The organism is Dokdonella sp. (assembly GCF_019634775.1).
Taxonomy (GTDB): domain Bacteria; phylum Pseudomonadota; class Gammaproteobacteria; order Xanthomonadales; family Rhodanobacteraceae; genus Dokdonella.
Window position 1 is genome coordinate 318,743 of record NZ_JAHCAS010000001.1, and the last position, 11,724, is coordinate 330,466.

The window sequence follows — 11,724 nt, forward strand, 5'->3', positions numbered from 1 at the left end:
AGGGCTTCTTTCACGCGGGTTACGAGGTTTCGCCGTCACGCCAGCGGAGCACCACATAGGGCCGCCCCGCCGAATTCATGCCACCCATGCGGATCGTGGCATCGAGCACCGTGCCTGCCCCGTTCGGCAGCCTGGCACGCGACTTGACACTATACGTCAGGCCACCCCCATCCGCCATGATCGGTGTGCCGTCCGGCAGCAGCAGGCCCGATGTGCCCATGGCCAGCGCACCGGGCGGCAACTGCTGACGACCTTCGATGATCGCCTGCGCCTGATCGGCGGTCATGCCGGGGATCGCCATCAGGGCCTCCATCGGCGCGTAGGCCGCGCTCGGCGTGGCACGCCCGGAGTACATGGTGATGGCCGGCTCGATCTTCATGTAGGTGTCGTAGTCCATCCCAAAAACCTGCTGGATCTCGGACAAGGTTTCGAAAGGGGCATTGCGCGGCCCGTAGGGCAGGCCCACCGCCTCGTAGTCGTCGACCTCCGCACCCTGCAGCGAACGCAGGTCGTCGGGGTCGCGCCAATCCTGGATCGCGTCAGCCAGTTCCTCGGCGCGCAGTTCATCGACACCGGTACCCATGAAAAGGTTCTTCAGCGCGAGCGGGTCGGCTGCATTGATGTCGATCTTGCCGGAGTCGTCGGTGATCTCGATCTCGACCTCGACGCCATCGAATGTGAACTGGTACGGACGGCCGTCGGCCATCCACTTCTCTTCCGGGTTCGGCTTGCTGAGACCGTAGACGGCGAGGTTGAGGCCCGCTTCGGCGGCGTAGCGCGCAGTCGCCGAATCGAACAGGTGGCGCGACTGCATGCCCTCGGTACGCGCGATCACGGCAAAGCTGCCGAGCAGGATCGACAGCAGCGCGATCACCCACATGACCAGCACGAAAGCGACGCCGCGCATGCGGCATCCGGGCACGCGGATGTTCATTCACGCCTCCTTGCACCACCGGCCGCATGGACCGGTGGCGCAGTCGACTGGACCGGCATGTTGCCGAACTGCGGGGCGCGCATCGACTGCTGCGCCGCGCCGGCATCAAGCACCAGCGGGATCTCCATGTCCGGCCAGTCGACCAGGGCTTCCGGCCGCATCTTCAGACGAATGCGCACCATCATCGGCGTGAAGCCCGGGTCCTCCCAGTCGTCGCTCCAGTCGCCGAGCTTGCCGTCGGCATCGAGCTTGCGGTACTCGAAACGGCCGCTCTCGATCTGGTCCATCAGCACGACCGGATCGGGATCGTCGCTGCGCAGTTTCTTCGGGTCATAGCCGTTGAGCATCGAATGGAAGAACAGCAAATGCTTGCCGTTGCGCGTATTGGTCAGCTCGAGGGTCTGCACGTAGGAACCGCCGCGCGAGAGGTATCCGGGCATCGGCGCCACGAAGCGCATGAAATCGCCCTCGCCCTGGAACATGAAGTTGACCCCTGTGCTCTCGTCCTGGCCGAACGGCAGGGGCAGCGTGCGACTGACCTGGTGACGGATGAACTCCTGGGCGACGCGCATGCGGTTCACGCGATCGATCAGGGCTTCTCCCGTGTGCATCGACTTGACCGCCGAACGGATGCCTCCGTAGGCCAGCGCGAGCATCACGGCCAGCAGCAGGATCGCCAGCATCAGTTCGATGAGGGTGAAGCCGCGCGGGCGCGCCGGCATGCGCAAGTCCATGTTCATCCGTCCTTGCCGCTGGAGTCGCGTGGGCGCGAGCCACTCGATGGGCCTCGTCCCATGCCCCCCTGAAGGCCGGCATTGAAATCCGGCAGAGCCAGGCGCAGGGTCGAGAAGCGCGCCACGTGCTCACTGTTGCGAGAACCCCAGATCACGCGCAGCTCGACATGGAAAAGCTCCATCTGCGCGATTTCGGTGATCGGCGAGGCACCGCCGTTGCCGACCTGGGCGCTGGTCGTGACCGAACCCATCGTGGTCGTCGCCTGCGCTTCGACCAGTTGCGGATCGATCTGCTCGATGTCCATTTCCCAGCGGAACGTGCGGTCGAACTCACCGCGGCTGCTGCCGGCCTCGACGCGCTCGCCGATGCCGACGTTGTCGAGCAGCGACTGCGCCCACAGGGCCGCGCGCGTCTCATCCAACGAACGCCGCGTGTCCTTCAGCGACAGCGTGAGGATCTGCATCAACGCACCGACCGCGATCGCGAAGATCACGAAGGCGGCGATCATCTCGATCAGGGTGAAGCCACGCGCGCGCCGCGCGGCGGCGCGCAAGCGGCGCGGACACGGCGCGTTCACCGGGTTTCCTCCGGGCGGTCGAGCGAGATCTCACCGGTCAGCCAGCCGACGTTGATCTTCCACTCGCGCTGCCCGAGCACGACGGCGATGTTGCCGCCGGTGGAACTGCCGTCGGGAAAGAAGCGGATGCCGCCCTTCATGTCACCGGTCAGTTCCTGCTCGGCGGTGGTCAGGCGCAGTTCCATGTCCTTCGGCAGCTCCACGGAGCCCTTGCCAGGCGCCTGGTAGGTGTTGGCCCCGAGATCGATCTCGAGCACCTTCTGCTGGCCCTTCACGATCGCCTGTCCGCGCGTGTAGCGCAGCGCGGCAACGAGATCTCGACTGGCCGCCTCGATGCGCGCGCCGGACAAACTGCGCGAGAACGACAGTGCGGCGACCACCGCGACGATGCCGATCAGCGCGATGACGACCACGATCTCGATCAGGGTGAAGCCGAGCACGCGGCGAGGCGCGCCTCGACTCATGCCGGCGGTGGAAACACGCATGTCGGCGCGCCCTCGTCCGCTGCCACGCGCAGCCGCCTACTTCTCCCAGCTTCCGAAATCCTTGTCCTGCCCCTCCCCACCGGCCTTGCCGTCCTTGCCGAGGAAGATGATGTCGAAGTCGCGCCCTTCGCCACCGGGCTTGTTGTAGACGTAGGGGCGGCCGAACGGATCCTTGAGGTCGGCCTCCTTCGCACACGGGCACATGCCGACCTTTTTCAGCAGATCCTGCAGGGAATCCGGGTAGTTGCCGGTGCCCATCTGGTACTGGTTGACCGCCATCTCGAGCTTCTTCACCGCCACGGTTCCGGCCTGGTACTTGCCGCCGCCGAAGAAGTCCATGACGTTGCCGCCGACGATCGCGATGACGATGCCGAGCAGGACGATGACCGCAATCATCTCCATCAAGGTGAAGCCGGCGTTGCGCGGCAGCGCGTACATGCGGCGCGGGGCATGGGTGTGCATGGTCAGGTTCCTCATTGGATCGAGCTGGTCAGTTTAAGGATCGGCAGGATGATCGCCATCATGATGACCGCGACGACGACCGTCATCAGCACCGTGGTGGCGGGCACGAGTGCCGCGAGCAGGCGTTCGAGCGTGTTCTTGACCTCGACATCGAAGGTATCGGCGACCTTGAGCAGCATCGTGTCGAGTTCGCCCGATTCCTCGCCTACGCTGACCATCTGCAGGGCGAGTTTCGGGAACTTCTTGGTCTGACCAAGCGCGAAACCGAGTCCGCTGCCGGTCTTGACGTCGGCGGAGGCGGTGTCCACGGCCTGGGCCAGCGCCGCGTTGCCCATCACGTTGCGCCCGATGGTCAGGGCGCCCAGCAATGGAACGCCGTTCTTGAGCAAAGTTCCGAGGGTGCGCGCAAGGCGCGCTGTTTCGAGCTTGCGCACGAGCTCGCCGATCACGCGCATGCCAAGCAGGCGCTCGTCGATGGCCAGGCGCGCGATCGGGTCGGCCATGCGCCGGCGCAGCCAGGCAATGCCAGCCACAAGGCCAGCCAGCAACAGCCACCAGTAGTTCTGCAAGGTGGAGCCGACGCCGACGACGATGCGCGTGATCAGCGGCATCTCGACGTCCATGTCGGCGAACATCTGCTCGAACTGCGGCACCACGACGACCAGCAGCACGAACAGCGACACCAGCACCATGCCGACGAGGAAGGCCGGATAGACCAGCGCGTTGATGACGCTTGCCTTCAACTGGCGCGAACGCTCCAGGTACTCGGCAAGGCGGCGCAGGGTTTCCTCGAGCGAGCCACCGGCCTCGCCGGCGCGCACCATGTTCACGTACAGGCGCGAGAACGATTCGCGCTCGGCTTCGAGCGCATCGGACAGAGTGGCGCCACCACGCACGACGTCGCGCACGCGTTCAAGCAGGGCGCGCGCCTTCTCGCTTTCCGGAAGATCGAGCAGGATCTGCAGCGCGCGATCGAGCGGCTGGCCGGCACCGAGCAGGGTCGCCAGCTGCTGGGTGAGCTGGACGATCTGCGCCTCGTTCAGTGTCGCCTTGCGCGTGAGCGCCGCGAACAGGCTGCCACTCCCGGCACTGTCGGCATCGCGCACCTCGATGGGGATGTTGCCGGCATCCTGCAGCTTGGCGATCACCTCGTCCTGCGAGGCCACGTCCATGCGCCCTTCGAGCGTCTCACCGGAGGGGGTGACGGCTTTGTACTGGTACAGGGTCATGGGCGGGAGGAATGGGCGATGGGAAACGGGACACAAGCGGAACTCCGGCACGCGGAACCCTGCAAACCGACGACCGGCGTCATGCCGATTGCGCAACCGTCCTCCCCCATCCCCGGCTTCATCATCAACCCTCCTGGGTCACGCGCAGGATCTCCTCGATCGTGGTCTGTCCGGCGAGGGCCTTGACCAGACCGTCCTCGTACATCGTGCGCATGCCCTCGGCGCGCGCCTGGGTTTCGATTTCACCCATGCTGGCATGCTGCATGACGAGGCGACGGATGGCGTCACTCATGACGAGGAACTCCATGATCGTCGTGCGGCCATAGTAGCCACTCGGATACGCCGGGCTCGGCACCGGCTTGTACAGGCGGATCGGGCGTTCGTCGGTCAGCTTGTCGAGCCCGAACTCACGCACGACTTCGGGCAAGGCCTCGTAGGGTTCGGCGCTGGCAGGATCGAGGCGGCGCAGCAGGCGCTGGGCGAGGATGCCGTTGACGGTCGAGGTCAGAAGGTAGTCCTCGACCCCCATGTCGAGCAGGCGGGTAATGCCACCGGCGGCATTGTTCGTGTGCAGGGTGGACAGCACGAGGTGGCCGGTCAGCGCGGACTGGATCGCGATCTTCGCGGTCTCGAGGTCGCGCATTTCGCCGATCATGATGATGTCCGGATCCTGGCGCACGATCGAGCGCAGGGCGTGCGAGAAATCGAGGCCGATCGACGGCTTGGCCTGGATCTGGTTGATGCCCTCGATCTGGTATTCGACCGGATCCTCGACGGTGATGATCTTGACGTCCGGCGTGTTGAGCTTGCTGAGCGCCGTGTACAGCGTGGTCGTCTTGCCCGAGCCGGTCGGGCCGGTGACGAGCAGGATGCCGTGCGGCAGTTCGAGCACCTTGTTGAACTTCGGCAGGAAGTCGTCGGTGAAGCCGAGCGTCCTGAAGTCGAACACGACCGCTTCGCGGTCGAGGATGCGCATGACCACCGATTCTCCGTGCGAAGTCGGCACGGTCGACACGCGCAGGTCGAGCTCCTTGCCCTGCACGCGGATCATGATGCGGCCGTCCTGCGGCAGGCGGCGCTCGGCGATGTTGAGCTTGGCCATGATCTTGATGCGCGAGATCACCGCCGCAGTCGACGCCGCCGGCGGCGACTCGACCTCGTGCAGCACGCCGTCGATGCGGTAGCGCACCTTGAGCCGACTCTCGAACGGCTCGACGTGGATGTCAGATGCACGCTGCTCGACCGCGCGCTGGATGACCAGGTTGACCAGGCGGATGACCGGCGCCTCGGAGGCGAGGTCGCGCAGGTGCTCGATGTCGTCCTCGCTGCGCGTGCTCTCGTCGGTCAGGCTTTCGACGATCGAACCCATCGCCGAACGACCCTGGCCGTAGAAGCGCTCGATGAGGTCGTCGATCTCCGGGCGCAGGCCGACGCTCAGGCTGGCCTTGCGGCCGGTGGCCAGCTCGATCGCCTCGAGCGGGTACGGGTCGGCCGGGTCGGCGACCAGCAGCTTGACCTCGGTCTCGCTCTCGCCGATCGGCACCACATGATGATGCTTGAGGAAGCGCACCGAGAGCTGCACGTTCGGCGGCGGCGCCTCCGGGAAGTCCTTGGACATCAGCAACGGCAGATCCATGATCTCGGCCACTGCGTCGGCCATGTCGCGTTCGGAAACGAGGCCGAGGCGCGTGAGCAGGCCGACCAGTCGGCCGGAGGGATCCTCCTCGTGCAGGCGCCGACCGCGCGCGAGGTCGGTTTCCTTCAGGCGCCCGCGCGCGACCAGATACTGGCAGATGCGCTCGTCGAGCTCGGCACCGGTGGAGGCAGCGGCGGGCACGGCGATTTCGGCGGCGACGGACATCGGTTACTCCTGGGATTCCGGGCTTCGACCCGGCGGATGCCCTGCCGGTTCCGCCACAGGATGCACGAGTGTCATCACGAAGTCGCGGTTGAGGCCGAGCCAGAGCGCGACCGGCATCAGCGCCGGCAGGATCAGATAGCCGAACTGATAGGCCAGCGCGATCGCGTTGGCCGGGATTCCGGCGCGCTTGATCGCGCTGGCGCCGACCGGCCCACTGTCGAAGGCGAGCAGCTTGAGGCTCTCGGCGACGAGACCGAATGACTGGGTCAGCCAGATCGCGGCGAAGGCCACGCCGAACTGCAGCAGGCGTTGTCCCATGTCCAGCGGCGCAGCCATGGCAAGGCCGGCAAACAGCGGCAGCGAGTAGCCGTAGATCATCGGGTTCTGCCGCAGCACCAGCTCACCGATGCCGCCGCGCCCCTGCGCATCGACCTGGTCGACGAGTACGCGCGTACCAGTCTCCATGAAATGACCGTGCTGGCCGATCTGGCCGAACAGGTCCGGCCACAGGCTGGTCAGGACGACCCCGGCCATGCGGATCACCGGCCAGACCAGCGCTTCGGCCAGCACGAACCACAGGAAGAACGCGAGCGGCAACCACAGCACCGCCTTCAGGCCGAACTCGCGGAGCGGCGAGACCCGCATCAGCCCACCCACGCGCGCGCATTGCGGAACAGGCGCATCCACGGCGAGGCGTCGCCCCACGCCTTCGGCGCCCAGCTCATCTGCGCGCTGCGGTGCACGCGCTCGGGATGTGGCATGAGAATGGTGACGCGGCCATCGGCGGCACTGAAACCGGCGGCGCCACCCGGCGAGCCGTTTGGATTGAGCGGGAAACGCTCGGTCGCGCGCCCGTGGCCGTCGACGTAGCGCAGGCAGGCACGCTGACGTTTCGCCTGGGCCGGATCGGCAAAACTGACGCGGCCTTCGCCATGCGCGACCACTACCGGGATGCGCGAACCCGCCATGTCGCGCAGGAAGATCGAATCGGTTTCGCCGACTTCCAGGGTGACGAAGCGCGCTTCGTACTGCTCGGAGGCATTGCGCTCGAAACGCGGCCAGGCCTGGGCGCCGGGGATGATGTCCTTCAGCTGCGAGAGCATCTGGCAGCCATTGCACACGCCAAGTGCGAAATGTGCGGGATCGGCGAAGAACGCGGCGAACTGCTCGCGCAAGCGCTCGTTGTAGAGGATCGACGCGGCCCAGCCACGGCCGGCACCCAGCACGTCGCCGTAGCTGAAGCCACCACAGGCGGCCAAGCCAGTGAAGCCGTCGAGGCGATGTCGGCCGGCCTGCAGGTCACTCATGTGCACGTCGACGGCCTCGAAACCAGCGCGCGTGAATGCGGCAGCCATCTCGACCTGGCCGTTGACGCCCTGGTCGCGCAGGATCGCCACGCGCGGACGGGTGCCGCTCGCGATATACGGTGCGGCGATGTCGTCGTCGGGATCGAAACTCAGTTTCGGCACGATGCCCGCGTCTTCCTCGTCGCAGCGCCAGTCCAGTTCAGCATCTGCGCAATCAGGGTTGTCGCGCAGGCACTGCATGGCGTGGCTGGTCGCCGACCAGGTCGCCATCAACTTCCGCCACGACCAGTTCGCCACCGGCTCGCCGTCCTGGCGCAGGCGCAGGCGCGGTTTGGCGACCGGGCGCGCGACCACGTGCGCGCAGCGCTCCAGGCCGTGCGCCTGCAGCAGCGCGCGGAATGCCTCGCGGTCGCGCGTGCGCACCTGCACGACGCCGCCGAGCTCCTCGTTGAACAAGGCGCGCAGCGTGTTGTCGGCCCAGCCGTCGAGGTCGACATCGAGGCCGCAATGACCGGCGAAGGCCATCTCGACGAGGGTGACGATCGCACCACCATCGCTGCGGTCATGGTACGCGAGCAGCAAGCCATCATGGTTGGCCTGCTGGATGAGGTCGAAATATGCACGCAGGCGTGCCGGGTCATCGACATCGGGCGGCAGGTCGCCGGCGCGGTTGAACACCTGGGTCAGCACCGAACCGCCAAGGCGACCTCGGCCCTGACCGAGGTCGATCAGCCACAGCTCGCTGTCGCCCGCGTCGAGCACGAGCTGCGGCGTCAGCGCGCGGCGCACGTCGGCGCAGCGCGCGAACGCGGTGACGATCAGCGAGACCGGCGACACGGTCCGCTGCTGCACGCCATCGCCATCGGTGTAGCGCACCTGCATCGACAGCGAATCCTTGCCGACCGGGATCGACAGGCCGAGCGCGGGACACAATTCCATGCCTAGCGCATGCACGGCGTCATAGAGATCGGCATCCTCGCCCGGATGGTCGATCGCGGCCATCCAGTTCGCCGATAGCCGGATTTCATCCAGTTTCACCGGCGCCGCGGCGAGATTGCTCAACGCCTCGCCGACCGCCATGCGTGCGGAGGCCGTGGCGCTGAGCAGGGCCAGCGGCGTGCGCTCGCCCATCGCCATCGCCTCACCGGCATGACCGGCGAAATCGTTGAGCATGACCGCGCAATCGGCCACCGGCACCTGCCATGGCCCGACCATCGGATCGCGTGCGCACAGACCACCGACGCTGCGGTCGCCGATGGTGACGAGGAAGGCCTTGCTGGCCACGGCCGGAAAGGCGAGCACGCGCTCGACCGCCTGCTCGAGCTCGATGCCCTCGGTATCGGCGACGACCGACAGGCGACGGGCGACGCGGCGTGCATCGCGCTGCATGCGCGGTGGCTTGCCGAAAAGGACATCGAGCGGAAGATCGATGGGATGAAGCCGGGAATCGGGATTCGGGAATCGGGAATCGGACAGCAGAAGGCGGCGCTCCGTCGTCGCATGGCCTATCACGGCGAACGGACAGCGTTCGCGTACGCAGATCGCCTCGAACGCGGCAAGGTCGGACGGACGCACGCCGAGCACGTAGCGCTCCTGCGACTCGTTGCACCAGATCTGCATCGGCGAAAGCTGCGGATCGGCGCACGGAATGCGTGCGAGATCGAGCACGCCGCCAACGCCGGAATCGTTGAGCAGTTCAGGAATCGCATTGGACAAACCGCCGGCACCGACGTCGTGGATCGACACGATCGGATTGGCCACGCCGCGCGCCCAGCAGGCATCGATGACTTCCTGGCAGCGCCGCTCCATCTCGGCGTTGTCGCGCTGCACGGAGGCGAAGTCGAGTTCGGCCGAGCTGGTGCCGGCCGCCATCGACGAGGCCGCGCCACCGCCGAGGCCGATCAGCATGGCCGGACCGCCGAGCACGATCACCGCGTCGCCCTCGGCGAGTTCGCGCTTTTCGACATCGCCGGGGCGCAGGTTGGCAAGTCCGCCGGCGATCATGATCGGCTTGTCGTAGCCACGGCGCAGGCCGGCCTCGTCGGTGCCCTGCTCGAACGTGCGGAAGTAGCCCCCGAGGCAGGGGCGGCCAAACTCGTTGTTGAACGCCGCCGCGCCGATCGGACCGTCACGCATGATCTCCAGCGGGGTGGCAAATCGCGGCGGCAGCGGGCGCTCGGGCTCCCACGGCTGCGGCAATGACGGGATGCGCAGGTGCGACACGCTGAAGCCGGTAAGCCCGGCCTTCGGCTTGCCGCCACGCCCGGTCGCACCTTCGTCGCGGATCTCGCCGCCGGCACCAGTGGCCGCGCCGGCGAACGGAGAGATCGCGGTCGGGTGGTTGTGCGTCTCGACCTTGATGGCGTAAGGCGTCGCCTCGCCATGCGCGGCGTAAACACCGGTGGCCGGATCAGCGAAGAAGCGCTGCGCCTCGAAGCCGGCCACGACGGCGGCATTGTCCTTGTACGCCGACAGCGTGTGCGCGGGTGCCAGCGCATGCGTGTTGCGGATCATCGCGAACAGCGATTTCTCCTGCGCCTCGCCATCGAGCGTGAACGCCGCGTTGAACACCTTGTGCCGGCAGTGCTCGGAATTCGCCTGGGCGAACATCATCAGCTCGGCATCGCTCGGATCGCGGCCGAGCGCGGCGTAGCTTGCAGCCAGATAGCGGATCTCGTCTGCGGCGAGGGCGAGACCGAGGCGCACATTGGCCGCATCCAGCGCAGCCACGGCATCGCCGCCGAGGGCGATGCGTTCGAGTGCGCCGGCGGGACCGACCTCGAACAGGCGCGGCAAGGCCGCTCTGTCGGTCACCACCGATTGCGTCATCGGATCGTGCAGGACAGCGACCACGGCCGCCCAGGCCGCCGAGCCCGGTGCGGGTGCAGGGTCCAGCTCGAAGGCCGTGCCACGCTCGACACGCGCGACCGCGAAACCGCAGCCGCGCAGGATGTCGGTGGCCTTGCTCGACCATGGCGAGATGGTGCCGAGACGCGGCACGACCCACAGCGTGGCCGGCTGCGGCTCGCCCGCCACGCCATCGAGGATGCCGGCGAGGCGCGCGGGATCGGGCGCCGCGCCTGCTTGCGGCTCGACGAAGTACACGTGGCGCGCTGCGACCAGGCGGCAAGTGCCGCCGACCCGCGCGAGCGCGGCGTTCTGCCGGTCGATGCGGAACGTGGACAGGGCCGGCTGGCCGTCGAGAACGATCATGGCGGACACGTCGAAAATGGCCGCGCATGATAGCCGATACGTCGGCATCGTCCCGCAACAATCCCTGATGGAGCCCCCGCAGGAGCCCCTTCAGGGGCGATATGTCCCGTCACATCCGAAGCGCACGCCGGTCGCCCGTTAACGGGCTCCTGCGGCGCCTTTGTCAGCCTCCCGCCTTCGCCATCGCGGCAACGCGGTCGAGGGTCGCCTGCAATTGGTCGGGAGTCAGGTAGCCACCGATCTTGCTGCCGTCTGGCGCGTACACGGCCGGGGTGCCGTCGACGCCGACCGACAGGCCGAGCTGATACTGCTCGGTGATCGGGTTGTCGCACTTGAGCGGCGCCGGATTCTGACCGGCCTTGGCGTCGGTGAAGGCCTGGTTGCGGTCCTTCGCACACCATACCGACACCGCCTTGTCGAACGACGCCGTGCCGGGACCGCTGCGCGGGAAGAAAAGGTAGTCGACCTGGATGCCGCGTTCGTTGTACTCGGCGATGTGCTGGTGCATCTTGCGGCAGTAGCCGCAGTCGATGTCGGTGAAAACGGTGATGCGGTGCTTCACCGCCCCCTTGGGCTTGAACACGAAACGCTTGTCTGTCGGATAGGCATCGAGCCGGGCGACATGCTCTCGTGACATGCGCGCGGCAGTGAGGTCGATCTTCGCATCCGCGTCATACAGCGTGCCCTGCAGCACATAGCGGCCGTCATTGCTGACGTAGACGAGCTGACCACCGATGATGGCCTGCGAGTAGCCGGTGATCGGCGAAGGCTCGATCTTCTCGACCTTGGCGTTCGGCACGAGTTTCTTGATCGCCGCGCGCACGTTGTCGTCGCTGGCATGGACCGATTGCACGCACGGAACCGCGAGGACGATGGCGAGCAGGGTGGAGAGTCGGGATTTCATCGGGGATCCTCGGCGGG

General features: G+C 66.8%; 10 protein-coding genes. All 10 read right to left on the reverse strand.

Annotated elements, in window-relative coordinates:
- Positions 1 to 19: 19 nt before the first annotated feature.
- Complete coding sequence (locus KF907_RS01375; RefSeq protein ID WP_291217396.1) at positions 20 to 907, reverse strand: type II secretion system minor pseudopilin; 888 nt, start codon at positions 905 to 907, stop codon at positions 20 to 22.
- A 23-nt stretch (positions 908 to 930) separates the two neighbouring features.
- Positions 931 to 1,668, reverse strand: a complete 738-nt coding sequence (locus tag KF907_RS01380) for a prepilin-type N-terminal cleavage/methylation domain-containing protein (protein WP_291217399.1) — start codon at positions 1,666 to 1,668, stop codon at positions 931 to 933.
- A 2-nt stretch (positions 1,669 to 1,670) separates the two neighbouring features.
- Positions 1,671 to 2,246: a type IV pilus modification PilV family protein gene (locus KF907_RS01385; protein ID WP_291217401.1), complete on the reverse strand. Its 576-nt coding sequence runs from the start codon at positions 2,244 to 2,246 to the stop codon at positions 1,671 to 1,673.
- The gene (locus tag KF907_RS01390; protein ID WP_291217404.1) at positions 2,243 to 2,731 is read right to left on the reverse strand and encodes a GspH/FimT family pseudopilin; all 489 of its coding nucleotides are present in this window, start codon (positions 2,729 to 2,731) and stop codon (positions 2,243 to 2,245) included. The genes KF907_RS01385 and KF907_RS01390 overlap by 4 nt, the downstream gene beginning before the upstream one ends.
- A 36-nt stretch (positions 2,732 to 2,767) precedes the next feature.
- Positions 2,768 to 3,193, reverse strand: coding sequence for a type II secretion system protein GspG (locus tag KF907_RS01395; protein ID WP_291217407.1), 426 nt, complete (start codon positions 3,191 to 3,193; stop codon positions 2,768 to 2,770).
- A gap of 11 nt (positions 3,194 to 3,204) precedes the next feature.
- Positions 3,205 to 4,422, reverse strand: coding sequence for a type II secretion system F family protein (locus KF907_RS01400; protein WP_291217410.1), 1,218 nt, complete (start codon positions 4,420 to 4,422; stop codon positions 3,205 to 3,207).
- A 124-nt stretch (positions 4,423 to 4,546) separates the two neighbouring features.
- On the reverse strand, positions 4,547 to 6,283 hold the full coding sequence (gspE, locus tag KF907_RS01405; protein ID WP_472843814.1) for a type II secretion system ATPase GspE: 1,737 nt from the start codon (positions 6,281 to 6,283) through the stop codon (positions 4,547 to 4,549).
- 3 nt (positions 6,284 to 6,286) lie between these two features.
- Positions 6,287 to 6,928, reverse strand: a complete 642-nt coding sequence (locus KF907_RS01410; RefSeq protein WP_291217412.1) for an exosortase H-associated membrane protein — start codon at positions 6,926 to 6,928, stop codon at positions 6,287 to 6,289.
- Positions 6,928 to 10,803: a phosphoribosylformylglycinamidine synthase gene (gene purL, locus KF907_RS01415; RefSeq protein WP_291217414.1), complete on the reverse strand. Its 3,876-nt coding sequence runs from the start codon at positions 10,801 to 10,803 to the stop codon at positions 6,928 to 6,930. The genes KF907_RS01410 and purL overlap by 1 nt, the downstream gene beginning before the upstream one ends.
- A gap of 163 nt (positions 10,804 to 10,966) precedes the next feature.
- Positions 10,967 to 11,707: a DsbC family protein gene (locus KF907_RS01420; protein ID WP_291217417.1), complete on the reverse strand. Its 741-nt coding sequence runs from the start codon at positions 11,705 to 11,707 to the stop codon at positions 10,967 to 10,969.
- Positions 11,708 to 11,724 lie beyond the last annotated feature (17 nt).